This is a genomic window from Marinicellulosiphila megalodicopiae (assembly GCF_045862395.1).
Classification (GTDB): Bacteria; Pseudomonadota; Gammaproteobacteria; order Pseudomonadales; family Natronospirillaceae; genus Marinicellulosiphila; species Marinicellulosiphila megalodicopiae.
This window is the reverse complement of record NZ_AP023087.1, coordinates 4,171,417-4,192,489: the sequence shown is the minus strand read 5'-3', so window position 1 is coordinate 4,192,489 and position 21,073 is coordinate 4,171,417. Positions and strand designations below refer to the sequence as shown.

General features: G+C 33.5%; 17 protein-coding genes. 11 read left to right on the top strand and 6 right to left on the bottom strand.

Annotation, left to right across the window (positions count from 1 at the left end; translation table 11 throughout):
• The first annotated feature begins 3 nt into the window (after positions 1–3).
• From TYM08_RS18025 to TYM08_RS17995, 7 genes are all read left to right on the top strand, one after another.
• On the top strand, positions 4–1,416 hold the full coding sequence (locus tag TYM08_RS18025) for a UvrD-helicase domain-containing protein (RefSeq protein WP_422380539.1): 1,413 nt from the start codon (positions 4–6) through the stop codon (positions 1,414–1,416).
• A 21-nt stretch (positions 1,417–1,437) separates the two neighbouring features.
• On the top strand, positions 1,438–1,848 hold the full coding sequence (locus tag TYM08_RS18020; RefSeq protein ID WP_422380538.1) for a hypothetical protein: 411 nt from the start codon (positions 1,438–1,440) through the stop codon (positions 1,846–1,848).
• Between the two features lie 697 nt (positions 1,849–2,545).
• Positions 2,546–3,730, top strand: coding sequence for an AVAST type 1 anti-phage system MBL fold metallo-hydrolase Avs1a (avs1a, locus tag TYM08_RS18015; protein ID WP_422380537.1), 1,185 nt, complete (start codon positions 2,546–2,548; stop codon positions 3,728–3,730).
• Positions 3,724–9,552, top strand: coding sequence for an AVAST type 1 anti-phage system protease Avs1b (avs1b, locus tag TYM08_RS18010; protein WP_422380536.1), 5,829 nt, complete (start codon positions 3,724–3,726; stop codon positions 9,550–9,552). The genes avs1a and avs1b overlap by 7 nt, the downstream gene beginning before the upstream one ends.
• Positions 9,549–9,815 carry an AVAST type 1 anti-phage system protein Avs1c gene (gene avs1c, locus TYM08_RS18005; RefSeq protein WP_422380535.1) on the top strand — a complete coding sequence of 89 codons (267 nt, stop codon included), beginning with the start codon at positions 9,549–9,551 and terminating at the stop codon, positions 9,813–9,815. Before avs1b ends, avs1c begins: the two co-directional genes overlap by 4 nt.
• Before the next feature lie 111 nt (positions 9,816–9,926).
• Entirely contained in the window at positions 9,927–10,193 is a 267-nt protein-coding gene (locus TYM08_RS18000) for a hypothetical protein (protein ID WP_422380534.1), read from the top strand.
• A 98-nt stretch (positions 10,194–10,291) separates the two neighbouring features.
• Positions 10,292–10,975, top strand: a complete 684-nt coding sequence (locus TYM08_RS17995; RefSeq protein ID WP_422380533.1) for a hypothetical protein — start codon at positions 10,292–10,294, stop codon at positions 10,973–10,975.
• Between the two features lie 140 nt (positions 10,976–11,115).
• On the opposite strand, the gene TYM08_RS17990 is transcribed toward TYM08_RS17995, so the two are convergent.
• Positions 11,116–12,009 (bottom strand): hypothetical protein, encoded by an 894-nt coding sequence (locus TYM08_RS17990; RefSeq protein WP_422380532.1) that lies wholly within the window; start codon positions 12,007–12,009, stop codon positions 11,116–11,118.
• Positions 12,010–12,622: 613 nt separating this feature from the next.
• Here TYM08_RS17990 and TYM08_RS17985 point away from each other — a divergent pair.
• A complete protein-coding gene (locus TYM08_RS17985) occupies positions 12,623–12,910 on the top strand; it encodes a hypothetical protein (protein ID WP_422380531.1) in 288 nt (95 codons plus the stop codon).
• 246 nt (positions 12,911–13,156) lie between these two features.
• Here TYM08_RS17985 and TYM08_RS17980 read toward each other — a convergent pair whose 3' ends face one another.
• From TYM08_RS17980 to TYM08_RS17970, 3 genes are all read right to left on the bottom strand, one after another.
• Positions 13,157–13,867 carry a hypothetical protein gene (locus TYM08_RS17980; RefSeq protein ID WP_422380530.1) on the bottom strand — a complete coding sequence of 237 codons (711 nt, stop codon included), beginning with the start codon at positions 13,865–13,867 and terminating at the stop codon, positions 13,157–13,159.
• 95 nt (positions 13,868–13,962) lie between these two features.
• Positions 13,963–14,736: a hypothetical protein gene (locus tag TYM08_RS17975; protein ID WP_422380529.1), complete on the bottom strand. Its 774-nt coding sequence runs from the start codon at positions 14,734–14,736 to the stop codon at positions 13,963–13,965.
• An 834-nt stretch (positions 14,737–15,570) separates the two neighbouring features.
• On the bottom strand, positions 15,571–15,801 hold the full coding sequence (locus TYM08_RS17970) for a hypothetical protein (RefSeq protein WP_422380528.1): 231 nt from the start codon (positions 15,799–15,801) through the stop codon (positions 15,571–15,573).
• Positions 15,802–16,412: 611 nt separating this feature from the next.
• On the opposite strand from TYM08_RS17970, the gene TYM08_RS17965 reads away from it, so the two are divergent.
• Complete coding sequence (locus TYM08_RS17965; protein WP_422380527.1) at positions 16,413–16,679, top strand: hypothetical protein; 267 nt, start codon at positions 16,413–16,415, stop codon at positions 16,677–16,679.
• Between the two features lie 136 nt (positions 16,680–16,815).
• Entirely contained in the window at positions 16,816–17,406 is a 591-nt protein-coding gene (locus TYM08_RS17960) for a YiiX/YebB-like N1pC/P60 family cysteine hydrolase (protein ID WP_422380526.1), read from the top strand.
• A gap of 245 nt (positions 17,407–17,651) precedes the next feature.
• On the opposite strand, the gene TYM08_RS17955 is transcribed toward TYM08_RS17960, so the two are convergent.
• Together TYM08_RS17955 and TYM08_RS17950 are read right to left on the bottom strand one after the other, a co-directional pair.
• Positions 17,652–18,389: a hypothetical protein gene (locus TYM08_RS17955; protein ID WP_422380525.1), complete on the bottom strand. Its 738-nt coding sequence runs from the start codon at positions 18,387–18,389 to the stop codon at positions 17,652–17,654.
• A gap of 2 nt (positions 18,390–18,391) precedes the next feature.
• Positions 18,392–19,105 carry a hypothetical protein gene (locus TYM08_RS17950; protein WP_422380524.1) on the bottom strand — a complete coding sequence of 238 codons (714 nt, stop codon included), beginning with the start codon at positions 19,103–19,105 and terminating at the stop codon, positions 18,392–18,394.
• 1,252 nt (positions 19,106–20,357) lie between these two features.
• Between TYM08_RS17950 and TYM08_RS17945 the strand changes: the two genes are divergently transcribed.
• Positions 20,358–20,711: a hypothetical protein gene (locus tag TYM08_RS17945; protein ID WP_422380523.1), complete on the top strand. Its 354-nt coding sequence runs from the start codon at positions 20,358–20,360 to the stop codon at positions 20,709–20,711.
• The last annotated feature ends 362 nt before the right edge of the window (positions 20,712–21,073 follow it).

Sequence of the window (21,073 nt, the reverse complement as noted above, 5' to 3'; positions counted from 1 at the left end):
GCCATGTCTGAAAATATTTTAAATTTTGAACGAGGTTCTGTCGTAGCCCCTGCTGGTTGTGGTAAAACACACTTAATTGTTGAAACGTTACGTCAAAAACAAACTAAACCTTATTTGGTGTTAACGCATACGACTGCAGGAGTAGCGGCATTAAAGCAGCGTTTAAAACGATTAAATGTATCCAATAGCAATTATGTTATTTCAACTATTGATGGTTGGGCATTACGACTTTCAAATATGTTTCCAGCATCATGTGGGCTGCAGTCTACAGTTAGTAATCCACGAGCCTTTTATCCAGAATTGCGAACAAAGGTAAATACGTATATTTCTAAAGGTCATATAACTGACATATTAAAGGCTTCGTATTCACGTGTGTTGGTAGATGAGTACCAAGATTGCGATATGCCACAACATAATCTAATTTCCTCACTTTCTGAATTATTACCTACGATTATTTTTGGTGACCCGATGCAGTGCATCTTTAACTTTGATGGGCCAATGCCTTCCTGGGAATCAGAGGTAATGGTTAAGTTTCCAGTAATTATGGAACTTAATACACCTTGGAGGTGGATAAATTCAAATGCTCAAGAATTAGGTGAATGGATATTAAACTGTCGAAAGCTGTTATTGAATGGGCACTCAATTGATCTATTAGGGTGTCCTAATTACGTTCACTGGAATCCTTTGTCAGCAAATGCCCAAGAAAATATTAAATTACAAACCCAAGCTCAATACTCTATTAGAAATAAAAACGATGATAATCATTCGTTATTAGTTATCGGCGATTCAATAAATGTACGATCAAGACATAACTTTGCTAGTTTAACTAGGGGGATCGATGTTGTAGAACCCGTTGATTTAGGTGATATCACCGATTTTGCATTGAATATGGACTTGTTAAAAGGTAATGAATTAGCGTTTAAACTTCTTGAGGTTGTTTCTTCTATGATGACTGGAGTGGGATTGGCTAATTTAAAAAAACGTATTCCCACAATTATGGCAGGAAGAAACCGAACGCCAGCCACTGAGTTAGAGGTTGCGGTGAGGTTGGTTATTGAATCTAACTCAATTGAGTCAATTACAAACTTATTGAATACGCTTGAGTGTCACTCAGATACGAGAATTTATCGAAACAGTGCTTTCAGTACATTGAAAAAAATAGTTGTATTAAAGTGTGGTGACTCGACAAAAACAATGGTTCAGGCTTCAGAAACTATCCTTGAGCAGAGAAGGCATCTTGGTGATAGACGAATTCCTTTGCGGGCAATAGGCTCAACGTTACTTTTAAAAGGGCTAGAGTCTGATCATTCATTAATTTTAGATGCGAGTGCAATGTCGCCTTCGAACTTATATGTAGCATTGTCTCGAGGAGCAAGGTCGTTAACCGTTTTCTCAAAGAAACATTTATTGCCATAAATAACAGTTTTAGGAACCAATATGCCATACAAACAATACTGGAAATCCGAGTTTCAAAATACTTTAACATCAATTGCCAATACCGGAAAAATTAATAGATGGACGGAAATCTCATCAAATCTAGAAAACAATCAAATACCAATTAATGAATACGTTTATCAATTTACATTACGCAATAAAAGTGTCTCTATTATTATTTACTCATCCATCGATAAAAAAACAGATCGAACACGTGAGGTTGGGTCTGATGCTGTGCGAATAATTTTTGAGTGGAAAACGAAAGAAGGGAAGAAATATAATAAAATAGCAAAGCATTATCGTACTGAATCATTATTCAGCAATATGATCGAGTCAATAAATAAAGCCTCTGAAAAATGTTTTAAGTTAAATGACTTAGAGTGGGTGGAAAGAGGCTTAGCGTTAGAATTTTAATTGTTTTAAGGCATAATCGCGCCCCAAAATTATGGCTGTCGTCAAAGATAAGGGTTACTCTCTGAGCCAACATGATTCGCAGTACACGGTAATAATTTGTACCGGTATTGGAAGTATATTCCAGATATTTGGGTCATAACCATACTCTTTCATGCATTTAGGGCAAAATTTGGGTGATGTGTTCAGTAGTGCTGGGTGGTGAAAACTAGGCTTAAAATCACCTATCATTGCTTTTAATGAGTTGTTTTGAACTTGAAGTGATAGTTTGTCAGTGTATTCATGTATGTTAAAGCTACCTTCCAGTAATTGCTTGATGGGTGGCCTGCTACCATTTATAGAAAATCCGCCGTGTTGAAGTAAATAACCAAAATGTAAAAAACCATTATGTTCACTAATGCGTGTTAAATAGCGAATTGGACATTCGTCTGCTTTCATAGGGGGGTTGTGAAGTAGTGGTTGCATAACCGTCGATATGAGTTAAATATTAAGCTTAGTTAAATAATGCTAAATACGTGAGAATGAATTAATATAATTTCAATTGATAATCACACCAAAGGGAGCTTGTTTTGGCAGAAATTCGACACATCCATATAAAAAATTTTAGAGTTATTAAAGAGTTAATATGGTCCCCTAATCCAGGGCTTAATTGCGTTGTTTGATATTGTCACATTAGGAGTTAAATATTCTAAAATTTAAGATGTACCCAGCAGAAAATGGAGATAGTTTTTTACTATGTGCAAATGGGATAAATATACTTGTTGATGGTGGTTACGCAAGAACCTTCGATAATTATATTCTAAATGATCTTAAGATTCTAAATACTAATGGTGAAAGTCTAGATCTCTTAATTACGACCCATATTGATGCTGACCATATTGGAGGAATAGTACAACTTTTATCGATGAATGGGTCTTCTGACGAGTCAAAAATCATTCCTATTCGAAATATTTGGCATAACAGTCTTCGTAGTTTGACAAGTCGAAATGAATTAAATATTCCGTTTCAGCCTGGCGATCTAGAAGTGCTGAATGCGATTAAGCGTCGAGGGCACCCAGTATTAACCATACAGACAGATGAAATACTTAAGGAGATATCCGCAAAACAAGGAAGCACATTAGCTTCATTAATTCATAGTGGAGGATATTCATGGAATGGCAGTGATGGAGCTAAGGCTATTTCGTTTGAAAGTAATCAAAATGCTAACTTAAAAGGTGGTTTGGTCAATGTAATTACACCCTCTAAGCTACGGTTGAATAAATTATTAAAATTCTGGCAAAAAAATATCCGAAATTCTGGATATAGAGGCCCTACTGGTTCAGGTGATTTTACAGATGATGCTTTTGAGTTTACTTATGAACATCTTAATGAAAAGCCTTATTCTGCTCCTTCCCTTATATCTGCTGGCCGTAGGAGAATCCTTAAAGATATTTATACTCCCGATACATCTATAACAAACGGTAGTTCAATTGCGACCATAATATCACTTGGGGGTATGCGCTTGTTAATGTTAGCTGATGCTTGGGCTGAGGATGTATTGGAGGCTTTACTTGAACTAAAGTCTTCAGGGGTTTCAATGAGTTTTGATGGTATCAAAATTTCACATCATGGAAGTTTTCGCAATACTAGTCCTGAGTTATTAGGCCTCATCGATGCTCCCAACTATTTTATATCTTCAAATGGAAGTAAACATAATCATCCAGATATTGAGCTTCTGGTGGCTATTGTTGAAAGGCCAGCAAATTTCCCTCGGACTCTTTATTTTAACTATTCGACAACAGCATCGAATGAGATTCGAGAATACAAAACAAAATCAGCTACGTCATTTTCAGTAGTTGAAAATGCTACGGACTGGATAAAGATAAGCGAGAATGAATTGTGTTAGAAAATATAATTAAAAATGCTACTTGTAGAATTGAGTGTGGTGAAGACACGGATACAGATATAGGTACAGGTTGGTTAATATCACCAGATAAAATAATTACAGTTCGTCATTGCGTGATTAATGCTTTTGATGAAGACGATAAGATTGATGAAAGTGTTCCAATCACCATAAAGTTTGCTTTTCTGGAATCCCCAGTTGTCCTGAATGCAAAAATTATTGGTTATGAAAAAGGTTTAGATGTTTGTTTGCTTTCAATAGAAAAAATAAGCGATATAGCATTTATTCCTATAAGTAAAAATCCACCGCTTAGTGGAAGTGAAATATACTCATATGGTTGGCCTGTTTGCAAATTGAACTTAGGGCACCGATTAGAAGGAACTATTTCTCAGGTTTTAGAAACTCCGAAATTAGGCATGGATGCAGAAATTCATGTTGATAACTCTTCTCTTGATTGCTATGAAGGGTTTTCTGGTGCACCACTTATATGTGGCGAAAAATGTGTAGGTCTAATTCGAGTTTCGATTGCAAATTCAATTGGTGTAATTTCTATTTTATCTATTCATAAGTTTTTAAGTGGCCAGGATATTTTTCCTGAAGATATTTTAGATGATAATTCTGCAACTGATGAGTTTGCATCGAGAGAGAAATTTAATCTAGAATTTGATACCTTTATCGAGAATCAGTCAGGAAAGTATACATTTATCGAAGGGGCTCATGGAATTGGGAAATCTACTTTCTGTAAAACATATAAACCTACAGATCCTACTATTGAATATTTTAATACTTACAGTCTCACTTCAAATACAACGAATGCCATGCAGTTAGCTCAACCACAGGAGTATGTGAATTGGCTAAATATGAAAGTGTCTTTGCTTCTAACAAAATCCTCTGGGAGAATTGTAAAAAGGGATTACGCCGATTTAATTAAAGAGGCTAAGTCACTTTTGTCTGAATTGGCTGAATATTATAAATCTCGAGGAAAGATAGGGGTATTTTTCATCGATGGATTGGATGAGCTTGAGAAACTGGATAGTGAAATACTTAATGCATTTGTTGGTCTATTGCCAGAGCAAGTGTCAGAAGGGTTAGTTCTAGTTCTTTCGTCTCCTAGTTATACAAGACTTTCAGCTAATTTGGGCGCTAGATTAGGAAATGAAGATTGTATTTCATTACCACCATTAACAGATAGTGTTGTACAAGATTATTGTAGGCAAGCACTAGAAAGAAATCATGCAACAGTGGTAATTATTGACCAAATTACAAGTAAGTCTCAAGGACACCCACTATATCTACGTTATTTAATAGATCTTGTGAATTCAGGGATAGATGATACAGAGTTAGCAGAGTTACCATTAATCAATGGTAGCATTCGTAATTACTATGAGAATTTATGGAGCCAACTGAATAGCGATTCAGATGCTACCAACCTTTTAGCAATCATTTCTCGTTTACGCGGGGGAATTACGATTCAACAGTTCTCTGAAATATTAGATCAAACAGAGCAAGCTGTATTAGTAAGTACAATTGCGAGAGTTAAGCATTTACTTCTGTCTCCCGAAAAAACGACTATTTATCACTCATCTTTTTCTGAATTTTTAGTTGAAAAAACACAAGTAAATGAATTGAATGTTCAGCTTAGACTTGCTCAATATTGCGAGAAAAATATTGAAAAGCATTATTGCTTACTGAATATTATCTATCATGGTTTAAAGTCTGGCAGTAATTCTACTAAAGCTCATACTGTTGCGTTGTGTAATCAAAAGTGGGTTGATGATTGTGTTTTAATGGGGATTAAGCCTGATACTCTTCTTAGTGATGTTAATAACGTTTTGTCTGTGGCTACTGAGCTAGGGAGCTTAATTGAAACGGTTCGTATTTTATTATTAACTCAACGAGTTCAATTTCGTTATGACACTTTATTTGCTCAATCTGCAGTCTTAATTGCCGAGGCGTTAATATCTTTAGGGAAAACAGAAGAAGTTCTACAGCATGTTATTAGGTATGGAGGGATAATTATTCCAATTCCTCAAGCCCTCAAAATAGCGATGCTATTGATTGATGCTAATGATCGTGATGATGCTTTTAAACTATTGAATATTATAGAATCATCAATAGATGAACAATTAGAATTTGCTTATGTGAAAGATGGAATTTCCTTTGAAAATTTTTTGTATCTATATGATTTACAAGTCCAACAATTAAATATCAAGGAACTTGCTAGTAGTGAAAGTTCTGATGTTAATCTACAAAAATTTCATTTTTATTGGATGAAAAACATAGATGTTTGCTCTACAAATAAAGAAGTAAGCAAATTTATTCGCTCTGAAATGTCGAATTATTTTCATGCAGCTTTAATGTGTTTAAGTGATCGCTACATTTCTATAGAAAAAATTAAAGTGAATTTTACAGGGTCTTTAATCGACCTGGTCGAGCCTCTTATTTTTACTGCGTCTTATTATCGAGAGTTGTGCATTTTTTATAATAAAGTTCCTAACCCTAGCCTGGTTAAACAATTACTTGATGATATGGATATGTTGATTAAAAATGGATTGGAGGAATCAAATAAAATTCATAATAATACCATCGACAATCTTATATCCCTTGGAGCATCACAAAATTCAATTCAATTAATCATGGGTGAGGTTTCAAATTCACTCAGTAAAATACAATTTATTGACGAAAATAACGTCTCAATAAATGGGGATCTTTTAGATAAAGGGTATTCTAAATGGAGGCTAGAGTCTTTTGTTAATACAGATCTTTCCTTTCCAGAATTAATAACTTTATCACCTTCAAATTGGTTGGATGGTATTGAATCTATTTTAAGAATCATTGCATGGTGTGAGGGTGCTGGAGCACGTTTAAAGAATACTTCCGATGATGAGAATTTGACATTGATTTGGGCCGAATTACAGAATAATGTTTTTAGTCAACTGAAGTTTACTTTGGCTGATCGTGTGCAATGGGAGGATAGTTATGCAATCCCAGAGTCTGTATTTCCATATATTTATCAACGCCTAGTTAGTCTAGTTACAGAAATATTCCCCACACATCTTGATTTTATACTGTTGTTTATTGACGAACAATTTGAATTTCAGTGTGGTCTGTATTCAGAAGGTTTCCGTGCTGTATTAGTAAATATTTTGGACAATATCACTAGAGTATCTCTAGAGGATGATGTTGAGGATAAAGCATTTGCCTTATTAGAGCGCTGGCAGAAATTTGTATTAAGTAATCTAAAGAATCGTCATGAGCTTGTTCCAGAGCTACTTACGATAATCCCAATTTTTGTTCGATTACAAGCTTCAGAGGAAGCTTTGAAGACTCATCAATGTGTTTTGGCATTTTCAATGGGGCCAAGTTGGTATAAAGAAGACCAATTAGGGCTAATGACCACAGCTTTGGATTCCTTAAGTAATGATTTACCGATAGAGCCAACAATTTTACCGAAAATCGCAGGGCTTTTAGATGAAGCTTCTGGTGAAATGACATTTCAACGGTTTGTACGTTATGCAAAGAGGGACTTTATCGGCGCTCTTTGTAAGCGAGGAATTTTTAATGGTGCAGTAAATTATTTTATTAGACAATCATATGGAACTACAAAACAACTTTATGAAGAAGCCTCTAATGGAGATATTGATCGAGTCTCTCCATTGAGAGGTGGGCGTTTTCCAGGTGGAGCTCTAGATGAGCAAGATGCAATTTGGAGTATTGTTGAATCAGCTATCCCAGTGGCTGATTGGTCGTTGTGTTGGGCTATTTTAGAAATTTATCAATTTGAGGATTCGCGTCATTTAAAAAACTTTGCAAATGGGTATGCGCTGCTTATTAAAAAAATACATGAAACAAATGAAGATCTAACTTTAGTTTTGGAAAGGCTGGAGCTTGTCTGTGAATCTGAGATAGAAAAAAATGAGATTTCTAATTTTTTATCATATGTTAAAAATTATTTGCCTTCTGAGCTGGTTATTCAGTTTGAGAATAAATTTGAAAATAAAATGGATTTATCAAATAGAAACGAATTTACTCAAAATACAGCATTTGAGAACTCAACTGAACACGAGGAAGTTGATCTATCTGAAGAACAAGCTGATAGCGATGATCTTTTGCTTCCAGGATTTTTTGGTACTAAAGAATCTGTTAATAACTCTAATACCGCAGTTTCTAAAGCTGAAAGACATCTTAGGAGGCATAATTACGGTGAAGCACAGAAAGAAGCCATTAATGGATTGGAATTAATACAATTAGGAGGATGGCCGATTTGGAATGACCAAATGGGGGAAGCAGAAAGTATTCTACTTGAAACAACAGAGTCTGCATCGGATTTAGTTAAACTCTGCTCTCAATTAATCTTGAATGAACACAATTCAAATAGTTGGCAAATTGCTAGTCATTTGATAACTTGGGTTTCGAAAAATGCTGATCAAACTGAACAAGAAACATTAGTTAATCTAGCTATTGAACACACTGAGATTATGGTGAAGAGGGAGGGGAACATTGGAGAAGTTGGGTTGTTTTCTGATGTGGAAGATACAGATATATTTTACAGTCTCATAAAGCTTCTGGTTCATGCCATGGATCACCCTACTTGGTTGAGGCGTGAAAAATCTGCAGATATGGTTCTTTGGTTGTTAAGAAATAACTCTGAATATATCCCTATATTTGGGCCCAAAGCATTTTCAATGAATAGTAGCAATCATCCAGATATACTCTGTGGGGTTTTTGATCAACTTTCAAAATCGAATTCAGAATCATTTTGGGATCAATTATTGCCTGCTTTAGATATTGATTTGATAAAACAAGAATGTAAACACATAGGCCGACTTATCGTGTTGGAGCGAATCGCTAAAAGAGCCTCACAAAGAGGATCTGAAAGTGCTGATAAAGCATTAATTTCATTAAAGGAAGTGTTATCTGAAACTTCAAAAGTAGTGCCTACACTTAAAAATACAGAAATTGAACTCCCTAAATGGGCTGAAACCATATGGAATCAATGGAGTAAATTAAATGCAAAAGGGCTAATTAGTCAAAAGCTTGTAGATTTGGCATTTTCTCAATTAACGAAGCAATGCCTGCCATTGACAGTAGATGAATGTTTAGAGGTTGAGCAATTACTTGATCAAGGGTATGTTTTTAATTCTAAAAAGAATGGACGTTGGGATGCTAAAGTAACCTTTGCTTTTCAGGTAGCATTAAATTCCATTACTGATAGTTCAGTGCATACGGAAATTGAAGGAATTTTTCGTAATTACAATCCTGTGCGCCTAGATAACATCAGATTGGTAGATTTTCACTCACCAACAATAGATTGGCTTAATCAATTGAAAGATACAAAGGCAACCTTTCAACCATCCAACGGTAGGAGTATGTATTTAGATTTTTGTGAGCGTGTTTGGTTCGACGGTAGTTATAAACATTTTAGAATAACTGCTTACTTTTTTGGGAATGAAGCAAGTCTTCCATTGCCAGCTGGAAGGTTTTATTCAAATGAAGAGCCAGAATTGGGTAAGGCTTCTAATTGGGATACTTGTGTCAATGTCCTGGGTCTTCCTGTTTATTTAGGTAGCTTCACTCCAGCAACCCCTACAGCAAATTTTATGCGAATCACTGGGGCGTCGAGTTCGGATTTGAGTCGTAAATGTTGGCGCTCTGGTCGGGTTGTCGCAAGTTCTGGTGGCGGGCCAGAATCAGAAGGTTGTTTTTTGGCAATTGATAAAAATGCACTGCGACTACCTTCTGGAATCAGATTGGCTTGGGTATGTGAAATTAATGGTAAGAGTGCTGGAATAATTACTCAAATTTTAGATGAGGAGCAAGTATGAAATTTATGGACATGAAAACTCCAATGACGAGATCGGAGTTCGAACATAACTTACACGTATTAAATGATAAAATGAAAAATGGTAATATTAAAGTGGCAGAGCATGTCTCAATGGAAGGGGTTCTTAAGGTTAGGCAGCTTCCAAATGGACGGATAGATTTTCTCAGTGTAGATGAGAGTGCTAGATTAAATGCCAACATGATGGTTAATTTACCAAATTTTGATATTCAATCGAAATTGGATGAGAATAGTGATGAAGATTAAAGGTGTTGATGGGTGTTGGTAATGGCTAGTATCATTTGGTTGAATATGAGCTGTTATAAGATGACCATTTTGTGCTTAAGGTTTGTTTAAAATAAAAACTAAGGAATGATGATGGATATTTTTATTATTTTTATGAATGCCCATAAATCCCATTTTTTGATATTTATGGGTGTTTTTTTGTTTATTGTTATAAATATTATAGGGCGTTTCATGCTTAGTGATTTTGAACTTTCAGGGTATTACCAGCCATTGGGTGAGGTAATTCGTGAAAAGCTTCTAAGTCGATATGACAAACTAGCTTGGATTGCTTTGTTGGGGTTCTTTATTCTTGCTTTTAAGGCTTTTATGAAGGATTGGCGAAAATATACAGCCCCTTAAATTAATAGAGAATTACATAATTGTATTTATGCTCACTAAATATTGTTTGTAAGAAAAGTATATAATGTACTATTAAATTAACCAGTATAGGATTTAATATGATTAAAAAGAAAACCACCGATTCATTAATAGAAAAATATTCTGAGTCAAATTCCTCAAGAGTTATGCTTCAGTTGATTCCATATATTGGTACTCCAATTGATACTTTTATTGCAGGAAAAGGTGCACAAATACAGAAATCAAGAATTGATGATTATTTAGAAACGATTACGAATAGATTAAATAAGATAGAAAGAAAAGTTGAACTTGAGCCAAGTGAGGAACTTTTCGATTTTATGAATATGTCTTTTGAGTGCGTAGTTAGAACGCGATCTAAAGAAAAGCGAGATCATTTTGCAAGCATATTAGTTAATCAAGTAAGTGGCGATTTTAAATGGGAAGATGCGGAATTTGCTTTTCGCATACTTTCTTCGGTTGAAGAAGTGCATCTAAAGATACTTAAATCTATAACTGAGGCTCGACAGTTTAATGGGAAGAGATTGGTTCGCTTAAGATCAAACGGACAAAGGTTGGCTGGTGAAATATTGCCGGATAGCCTAACATCATTGTTTCCAAAATTATCTTTAGATAAATTAACACTTATTTGTTCAGAGCTAATTGCAAAGGGATTAATAACAGATGAAGGTATTGGTCATTTAAGTGGAGGTGCAATGGATTGTTTTGTACCTACCGAATTAGCAGATTGGTTTTTGGAATGGGTTGCAGATCAAGAAAGTGAATAAAAGATGTTTAGTTTTACTTTATGGTGAAAGTTGAGAGAGAAATATTAATTAATTCATAGTTGTTTAAATGTAAAAGTTGTTGTGCAAAGTTAAATGCACAACAAGCTTAAAAATCCTTCAAACAAGGGGGCTATTATTATTTAATACGTATATCCACCAAAATCTTCAGGCACCTCATTATCGCCATGATTATCATGCCAATAAGCTTTCCCGTCTAACCAAAAAAAAGCTCCATATATTTCAAATAAATCATCGTTAAAGTCTCTGGATAGCCATTTGTAAACATCTTCTTTGCCATTATGAATATTTTCTCTATATTCAATAAAAATATAATGTTCAATATTTACTGGGGATTTGGACCAATTTGGGATTCTAAGATCTTTCTTAGCAACTACTGATTCGTCTAATATCTCAGCTCCAATTTTATTTAGGTACCCTTTGTTAATATACCCTTCTTCGAAAGTCTCATAAGTGTCATGCCCAATATCATTGTATATGCCTGTAACAATCCATGACTTCTTAGTTATTGGAATAATTAGTTTTTGACCACGATTTGGGTTAAGTTGTTTTCCTCTGTTTCCCTGGGCTTTATCATATTGGTCATTAGTGCCATTAGTACCTTTATTGGGGTTTAGCATATTAGCTTTATTGTCATTAGCTATTTGATAATTAGGATTTAATTTTAGAAAAAAATAATGTCCTGAATTTAATAATTCAAAAACTGTATTACAATTTAATGTTGATGGTAATAAACCTGATTTTATTGTATTACAAATTTCCTTGCCTTCTAAGTCAACAAGATGAAAGTTTCTTAATTTAGTTAGGCTTATTTCATCATTATGTAGCAAGAAAAGATTGTAATCATTATTAAAAGCATCATTACCTTTAATGACATCACTCCATGAATTTAATCCAAAACGTTGAGCTAATATATTTAGAGTTTGAATGTGAGTTTGATGTGAATCACGAACTAAGGATTTAGCTGATTTTTTTAGAATAGAAACGGATTTATTAGAAAGGTAAATATTTTGCATAATCTTCTCCGAAATAAATTATTTATGTGCCGACTCAAAATAATTTACTCAAAAAAGTAAAAAAGAGGGTTAATTTTTTGTATCATCTTCCAATTCAGGTTTGCTATGTCGACAAGCATGCTTAGATAAGCGATGGAATAATATCAATTAAAAGATCGATTATGCAACTAGTTTTTTAGGTGATTCACTTTTTTTAGTTTTGCAATATCCTGAGGTAATGACAAGTGATGCATCTTTCGATGGCAATTGGAGCGTACTCCAATCGTATTGCAAGGTTCATCTACACCACCATTGGGCAGCCAAATAATATGATGCATTTCTAAAATATATGTGTTGTTTTTCGTTTTAAATGGACCGTATACATTACATAATTGACAGAGGCCACCTATCACCTGCATTAATTCCAGTGGGTCAGAGGCGTTGAAAAAAACAAAAAAGAAAAGGCCTGTCGCTTGCTACATGGTACTTTTTTATAAATAGTATTGTGGAACAACTGACTTGAACCCTTATCTAATACCTGAATATTTCCTGAACAGGATTGTTATGTGTCTTTGACAGTCATTAAATAAATAATTACATTACATCTTCATTTTGTGAACTAAGTGAGATATTTATGAATTTAGATACTAGCAACGTCATCCTGAATACGGATGTAGTAAAAATCCCAGCTTCTGAAAATATGTCTTGGACTGAGTCTGAGGTTGTGGAAATAGTAAACGCAGCAGTACCTAAGCTAGGTATGCATTTTACTGAAGCAACTGATTTTAAAAATTTATCTGTGTCTACAGTTTCAGAGGGGCAAAATACCAAAGTGGCCTATATTGAAAGTGAAGAAGCATATTTTATAGTGTCCTACGGAATGCTTACTAATGTAAGTGTGACTGCGCATCGCTGGGACTAAATCTCACAATAGCGCCAATATAATATTGGCGCATTATCTTTTTCATAAAACTTTTAAGCTAGCTTAAGTCAATGAATATTGAAGTGTGATTTAAACAGAAATTAACTCTCTTTAAAAAAATTGTGAAAGAGTTCGATAATTTTTAGAAACAATATTCATTCTCATAAATAACTATAGGAAAATGGAAAGGCGTTTATATCAACCCATCATTAATGTTGGTTGAAAATCAATTCGAAAAATACGTTTTTAAATATCCTCATAAATTTCGTCACCAAATATTGCATACACTACAAAAAGTAAAAGGCTGAAGCACTTAAGGGCATTTAGTTTCGAACCGTAATTCTTATGTATACCATGCAAAACACCATGCCTATTGGGAATCATAAGATTTTCCTCGTTAAGAATACTGTCTGTTTTTTTCACGAGGTCTGTGCCTTTGACGGAAAAGCCTTCTTTATACACTTCGTTATACATCCTTCTAAATATGGATGCATCCTTGTATTGCTCAGCCAAAGATTCCCATGAATCTCGGGAAATTAAATCGGTTAAGTGCCCACCAAATTCCAACTTGGCAACATCTCCTCGGTTTGTAAATAAATTCTTGGCAAATTTGTCATAGAAAACCCCATCGGCTTGGCTAAAAAGTAGGTGAATAGCCGCACTATACATCTCGCTGTCAAATGCGGATTTTGCTTCTGTTAAAATGTGCTCTCGGTCAGGAGACATCTTAATTATCATTGCCCAATATTCATCCCATTCATCAAGTATGCATTCTTGCAGTAAGCAATCTAAATCATCAACTTGACCGTCTCGTAAAATGGAAAATAGAAAAACCTCATTGAGGTACCAACCTTTTTCAACGGCTAGTTTAGTCAGCAGAACCATGTTATCAGTTCTTTCTTTTGGGAATGTCTGCGCCCAATTTGTAATACCCTTGATAGTTTCTTTAAGATTCATTGTTGTTCCTTTTCCATGCCTACCAATAAAGGAAGTACTATACTCCATAAATAAAGAATCAATCAAAAGCTCGATTTTTATTATTGAGTTTAAGCTTACTTATATTTATGCCTAATATTCTTAACCACCTCCGGTGTCGCTAAAGTCTCAGGTGGTAAGTCCAAAACGACATTGATTAGATTAGCCATGGCGTTATTTGAAAACTGGAATTCCCCTTTAATATATCTATTTGAAGTTATGCAATCGTCTAGTAATAAGACAAAATCTTTAAAAAGCGACTTTCGCCCAGACTCTACTTCATCAATTAGGGTGAGTTGTTGCGGTTGAAGTTCGTTTTCCTGAAATTCAGCTATTCCTTCTACTAAATTTATTACTGAGGGCCAATAGCAAATATCATACTCCCCAAAGAGCTTGGTCATTGATGGCTGAACAAACCCATAACGATCAACTTTCATACCTGACGAATCAATTAAACCAGGAGCGTCAAGTCGATTAACCGGTCGAAAATCATCGGTGTCCAATATTTCGGCTTGCCTTTCAAGTGCTGCGCATAAATCACGTGACGACTGGATTATTTTGTCATGTATTTTTGAAAGCTCTTTGCTTGTATCTTTTATTGATTGGATGTTTTTTTGCGAGAATTCATTTTTGGATTGCCATAAAACTTCAAAAAGAATCCACACTGAATCATTTTCAATTTTCCGAGGATAACCGTATTTATTCACTATCTCTTTGTAAACAATACTCATTTCTAAACGGTTATCTAACATTCTCTCCATCACTGGATACCAGGAGGGCCATATTTCTTTAAGTCGATTATATTCTAATTCAGACTTAATAACCTCTTCACAATATTCTATTTCATTCATGTTCTTGTTCTCATTTTTAATAGTGAATCAAATAATAACAACTTCTAAATATTCGTCAGCATCTGAATGAAAATACTTTATAGGGTTTTAGATGCTCAATTATTGAAATTAATAAATCCTATCAGCACGAGACTAATTAAAATTGTTGTTTCAAATTTAAGATAGTCGGGAGAAGGTAGTTATCTACCAGCACAATGGGTTGCCTATTGAGGATAGTAGCTATATGCCAAGGACATGCATCACAAACCTAGTTGGAAGGAGGGTTATAGCAGTACAAAGGGTTACCTATTGAGGGAAGTAGTTATATGCAATGGGTATGCACTGTATAAAACTAGCAATGCAACATAGGCTAGGATGCAGTGCAGCACAGTAAGTTCTTAGTAAGAACTTTGTTTGATTCCCGTGTAGTTATTCAACTACACATAAGTAGAATCATAACTTGAGCAAAACGCTCTTTCCTTTCTTTGGCTATCGGTATTCAGCCGGTAAATAATTAAACAAAGCGTACTTCTACACCTTTTACTTATATTGGGTGTTTTCATGTGCGCGTTACTCTGGAGTAATAATTAATCGTGAATAAACTAACGATAATTTTAATTGTATTGAGATTAATAATAGTCTTGTTGCAATTATTTAATGAAATACGAAAATTCAATAAAAATGGAACAAGATTTCATTTAATCATATTGTTCATAAAGCGAGTAATAATGATACTTAAGCTATTGGGGGAGGTTTTTTTATAATTTAAATGCTTTGTTGATAGGTGATAATAGATACTTTATTTAGTATCACCTCCTTTATAAAGAATAATTAGAGTTTGTGTGAACCTTTAGCTCAGTTAATCTTATTTATTAGTTGGGCTAATTGGCGTTCAAGAGATTTAATCGATTGTTTCATTTCGCCAATGCTTTCGCTGATTTCGATATCAGGAATGTATGACTTCCAATCCATCTCAGTAATGATGTCACCCGCATAGGGCGTTCTGAATAACTGATTTCTTTTTTTATTAATTATTAAAGTAATAGATTGGATTTGTTGATCAAGCGTGACTGTCTCGGTTAGCATTCAATATTATCCTTATTGAAAAATGGTACGAGAAAATATAGCTGAATATTTATGTGTGTCAAATATTCAGGCTATAAGATACCTAGTAGGTAGATCTCTTTTCGTAAATTTATGCTTAAAACGATTTATATTTTTTTGTATAAACAATATATACGAATCTGAGCCTTAGGTTTGGTAAATTAGGTGCATTCAGGGATACAATAATAACTAGATAAATTTATTTTAGTGGGTGTCTTATGCCTTGAAATTTATCAATTTATCTCCATATATGGCAAGAAGTCTATTGATATGCTTTAAAAAATGTTGTTTAAGCGTATCACATTACTGGCTTTATACAAGGTAATCTAACACTTGGTTGATTTTCGTTCCTCACAGTAGATTATAGCCAAGTATTATTTGCCACTTATTGTTGCGTTCTGGCTGTAGAAAAATTAAAACCTTGAAAATCTAGCTGCTGAGGGTATATTGAAATATTTTTTTTAGTGACACTACCTATCTAGAATTTAAAATACAGGGCTATTTTTAGTCCATAAAATAAACAAATTAATAGTGGGTTGAACAAAGTTAATTTTTCTACAGCCTCGTTATATTCTTCATAAAAAAGGTATTACATGATTAATAAAATTGAAGAGATTGAACAACTTCTTGAAGATATCAGTGAACCCCTTTCAAAAGTAGATGCAAAAAATAATATTTCTAGATTGAGATTTCTTTCAGTAAGTTTAAATACTAATCCATATGCAAAAGGCAAACTTGACGAAGCAATTAATCATGCAATAAATGCTTCCAAGAATAATTCAGATAAAAATCAGCAAATATTATTTATGAATAACTCTTGGTCTACATTTGAGAGTGTTAATGAAGAAACAGAGGTATAGATCACATCATCCAGAATATAAAGCTAATTACACCGACGCAACCCCCCCTCCTTTTGCGCGGTTTATTTGTAATGTGGCTAAATGAATTTATTCTCACAACCCTAAATTAAATTGATATTAAAAAAAGAGAGTCTATATGAAAAGTGGAGATATTATTTTTACCCAATTAGGTGAGGCAACTAATGCAATCGGCTCAGTAACAAAAGGGTATAAAGGGGCAAGAGTTAATCATGTTGGTATAGTTATTGAGAATCAACATGGAAAATTTGTTTTGGAGGCTTTTCCGCCTGAAGTAAGGCTTACTAATATCAACATTTATCTTAAGAGATCTTGGTATGGTACTAAGAACCCTAGGTACATAGTTGGAAGGCTTAAAGAAGAATATCAATATCTACTCGATAAAGCATTTACATATGGTTTGAGGCAAAGGAATGTGCCATATGATCATCGTTATCTAACTGATGAGTCTGCACTTTATTGTACAGAATTAATTGTTGATATGTTTAAATATGCTAATGGAGGTGCTGATTTCTTTAAAGAGTCTCCAATGAGCTTTAGAGATATTGAAACTGGTGAAATACATGATTATTGGAAGCATCATTATTTGGATTTCTTCGGTATGGTAGTTCCTGAAGGTGAGCCAGGATCTAACCCAGGAGATATGAGTAATGATGAAAGATTACATATTTATGATGTTGTCGGTGATCTAACTGGATATGAACCTTAACTGGATATGCTAATAGTTGTAGTGATAATTATTGAATAGCTAAATTAAATGAGGGTTTTAGCTTATAAGTCGTATAAGTTACACTCTAAATATTTCTTTTTCTATAAGGTTATTTTGAGAGAGAAAAGTTGGAATTAAAAGTAAATTATATAGCATCAAAATAAATAGCTGTTTCAATGCAAGTGTTGAAACAGCTAAATTAATTTTAATTAGGGATCTGTATTTCTGACTTAATTTTGAAGTCTTTAAGGTGTAATACTGGGTTCAAAATTGATCATTTCTTGAAGTTGATTTTCGTTTTGCCTGATCGGAATTTGTATATCAATAGTTTGGCCTGGGAATATTCTTTCTAAATGAACTGGGTTTATATTAATTCCCTTTAATCTTTCATCGTCTATATCAGTGATACCTAAGAAGTGAATATACATACTAATCAACTTAAGATCGTCAGGGGTTTTAATAGCGTATTTACTTTCACTTTTACTGTCTTTCAAAAAATCTTCAAATTCATCGATAGTTATAATTAAGTCTGGATTATTAATTAGCTTTTCTGGGATATTATTATCAATTTTAAAGTCCAATTCTTCTTTGTCGATTATTTCTTCATTTCCATATGGAGATTCTATACAAGTGGCACAGCCGCCTTCTATATTTGTCAATACTAGCTTAACTCCTTTGTCCATATCTAAAGTGAAGCCTAGATTAGCAGGCCATGTTGATTGTTCGTTAGAGCAATTTAAGAGTTTGAATTTGATTTTATATTCATCGTGAGTTAAGTCTTTATGTCTGCAAGGAATAAAAAGATCTCTTTTATTAATGTCGTCATACCCTAGTTCTCCTGAGGTTGTAAACTTACCAGAGGTGTATTTTAAACCTATTCGAATATCGTTATGATCCAGTACATAATAATTTTTAGCATTTAGTTGACCATGCACAACAATATTTAATGTAATTATTAACATAATATTTATTAATTTATTCATAATCAATCCTCAAATTTAATCGTACTTAAAATCATTGATATATTACTGTTGTCAATTCTTATAACTTCGACCATTTTATTATTAGTTTCAGGATCCCCTGATGAATCATAAATTGCCAAAATAGTTTCACTAGAATTTCTCCAAATTAAGCCAAGAGCATTATTTTTTGCAGAGTTTTTAAATAAAAACTTCCTATTTAATGTCCAATCACTTCCGTTATACTCTTTAAGGTCACTCATAAAATCTTTTGTGAAAATTACATTTACAGATCGATAGCCAGCTTCATTTTTAACTGAATTAGCGTAATATCGTCCAGCTTGTTGTGAGCAATTAAAAGTAGCGATTAATAATAATGACCATGACCAAATTTTTAATAACATGTGACTGTAAGTCTTAAATTTTTCGTATTTATTTTCAATTCTAAATTTGATGTAAGGTCCTAGTAATAGTAATAGTAATGGTATAAGCCAAAATGAAATTTCTAGTTTCATATTAAATAAAATTTTAGGTAATGCTGTGATGACCGAAAAAGAGTGTGTGAAAACAGTGTAATCATTAAATAAAATATTGGAACGATTAATATTGAATTCTGAAAAATATTCAGCAGCATAATGCCAGCCTGAAAAATAAGCGAGAATAGCAAGAACTGGTAATGCGGTTCCAGCTATTACAATTGATTTTTTTAAGGCTTCAATTTTGTTCAGTAAGTCATTCATTTAAACTATTCCCATAATTAATATTTATTCTTTTATGAATAGTACTATCCTTTACATTGTCCTGAAACAAAAAATGTTCTGAGTATTTCGAATTTCATTGACTCTGGAATTTCAAATTGATTTATTTGGACATCCACCCTAAACAATCCATGACTTCCAATATTCTTCTCTACAAAGCCTGTTAACACTGGCTTTTCTTTATCTGTTAATTATTTAGTAACTTTCGTTTAAGCTAACTTGCCAACAAACGCTCTCTAAGCATTAAGCTTAAGAATTAAATACTGTAACCCCAGGCTGTATATGGCCTACAACGATTTCCTCATTAAAATCATAACTTTTCCCAAACCCAATTATATTTTTTACCAAAAAAAACATAATACCCAAATTCAAGCGGGTCAGAGTTGAATGGCACTAAGTTAAGCTATAACCCCTTATACTACGGGGCTTACAGAGAAAGTTGCTAATATATTTTATTAACTCTCATAAGTGATTTCTTAGAAGTATCTATTTTAAGTACTTTGTTAATTCGATTATAATCAGCCTGAGCCAATTAGCTCTGTTTTGATAATTTATAACATGTCTACAGACCACGTATATTGGGAGTTAAGCTTCTTAGCTTAGTGCCGTTCGGGTCAGAGTTGTTGAAATAACCAATCAGAATTGATTGTTATTAACTAAAAAGTATTTATTAAGCGTTGCCATATTTAATAAAAGGTATTGAATGTGATAATGATTCTCGTTTGGTTAATTTGATGCAAACCTTAATTCAGTACCAGTTTCATACCTTATTTCAATAAAACCTAAGAATGAGGCTTGTAGGCTGATTTTAGGTTCATTCTATAATGCAATTGACATTAAAAAATAATTACACGACACTTATGAAATAATTTTAAAGACTCCGTTTGGGGTCTTTTTTTTGTGATTGTGTTAATTAAAAGTATTGGATAAATTAAAAAGCCAAAGCGTAGAGATAAAACTCGAAGCATTCGACTTTACCCGCTTTGGTAGCTTGCAAGGAGAAATACAAAGTCTCTCGCAAGATGCCATAGATTTGGAACAGATCAGTTAGTTTAGGAATTCTGCCTTAATTAGTATTGATCCAAAATCAAACCTCTGTGTATTCAAGCAATTAAGCGTAGGGATGTTATTATCGGCTTAGATTGATACAGGAAAGCGACGAGTGATTGATTTTTTTCTCTCTCTCGAAGATGATTAGGTATCAATATGATCCACCTTCAGAGTGTTAATAATTATGAAAAAACAACTTTTTTTAGCTTTATTTTTGTTATCTTTTCTTAATAGTTGTGTAAAAAGGATAACTCCTGAAATATACGAAGAGAATGGTAAATTTTATTCAGAATTAAACCTTGTTGAAGGTTTGAAATGGGATAACATTTGTTTTAAATATCATATGAGTGAGGGGGTGAGTTATCTATTAAATAGTGAAATAGTGAAAAGTATTAGTTTAAATGAAGACTATTATTTTCAAGAAGATTATGTAGAGAATTCTATTGCGAAAAAATGTTATAACAAAGGTACTGTCTTTGAAATTGTTGAAGAAAAAAGAACAACATCTTCAAATAAATTTTTATTAAAGGAGAAGTAATGAGTATTGAATATTAATCTGACTACTCTATTGGGTTTGATCAGCGATAATAGTCATACAGTCAGTTTTTTTGTTTCGTTATTTTGTGGTGATTTAATTATAACAAAATTACTGGCTGTCTTATTTTTTTTTAATGGATTATCATGCCTACAGGCCTTATTTAATCAGACTCTAGGGCTTAACTAAGTGCCATTCTACTCTGACCCCATTGGTCTGGTGGTAATTGTGGTGGGCTTCACTTGGTTTGCGTTGGATAAAAAAGGCCAATTTTTTTAGGATTGGCTTTGGTTTTAGTTTTGGTGTTTTGGTTGGTTTTGTTTGATTTATATAATTTTAAAGCCGGTTAAGACAAGGATTTTAAG

Excerpts from the sequence above, each read along its gene's own strand:
- TYM08_RS18020 (WP_422380538.1), top strand. The coding sequence starts at position 1,438 with ATGCCATACAAACAATACTGGAAATCCGAGTTTCAAAATACTTTAACA.
- TYM08_RS17960 (WP_422380526.1), top strand. The coding sequence starts at position 16,816 with ATGAAAAGTGGAGATATTATTTTTACCCAATTAGGTGAGGCAACTAAT.
- avs1c (WP_422380535.1), top strand. The coding sequence starts at position 9,549 with ATGAAATTTATGGACATGAAAACTCCAATGACGAGATCGGAGTTCGAA.
- TYM08_RS17970 (WP_422380528.1), bottom strand. The coding sequence starts at position 15,801 with ATGCTAACCGAGACAGTCACGCTTGATCAACAAATCCAATCTATTACT.
- TYM08_RS17955 (WP_422380525.1), bottom strand. The coding sequence starts at position 18,389 with ATGAATAAATTAATAAATATTATGTTAATAATTACATTAAATATTGTT.
- TYM08_RS18000 (WP_422380534.1), top strand. The coding sequence starts at position 9,927 with ATGGATATTTTTATTATTTTTATGAATGCCCATAAATCCCATTTTTTG.
- TYM08_RS17985 (WP_422380531.1), top strand. The coding sequence starts at position 12,623 with ATGAATTTAGATACTAGCAACGTCATCCTGAATACGGATGTAGTAAAA.
- TYM08_RS17975 (WP_422380529.1), bottom strand. The coding sequence starts at position 14,736 with ATGAATGAAATAGAATATTGTGAAGAGGTTATTAAGTCTGAATTAGAA.
- TYM08_RS17980 (WP_422380530.1), bottom strand. The coding sequence starts at position 13,867 with ATGAATCTTAAAGAAACTATCAAGGGTATTACAAATTGGGCGCAGACA.
- TYM08_RS17950 (WP_422380524.1), bottom strand. The coding sequence starts at position 19,105 with ATGAATGACTTACTGAACAAAATTGAAGCCTTAAAAAAATCAATTGTA.
- avs1a (WP_422380537.1), top strand. The coding sequence starts at position 2,546 with ATGTACCCAGCAGAAAATGGAGATAGTTTTTTACTATGTGCAAATGGG.
- TYM08_RS17990 (WP_422380532.1), bottom strand. The coding sequence starts at position 12,009 with ATGCAAAATATTTACCTTTCTAATAAATCCGTTTCTATTCTAAAAAAA.
- TYM08_RS17945 (WP_422380523.1), top strand. The coding sequence starts at position 20,358 with ATGAAAAAACAACTTTTTTTAGCTTTATTTTTGTTATCTTTTCTTAAT.
- TYM08_RS18025 (WP_422380539.1), top strand. The coding sequence starts at position 4 with ATGTCTGAAAATATTTTAAATTTTGAACGAGGTTCTGTCGTAGCCCCT.
- TYM08_RS17965 (WP_422380527.1), top strand. The coding sequence starts at position 16,413 with ATGATTAATAAAATTGAAGAGATTGAACAACTTCTTGAAGATATCAGT.
- TYM08_RS17995 (WP_422380533.1), top strand. The coding sequence starts at position 10,292 with ATGATTAAAAAGAAAACCACCGATTCATTAATAGAAAAATATTCTGAG.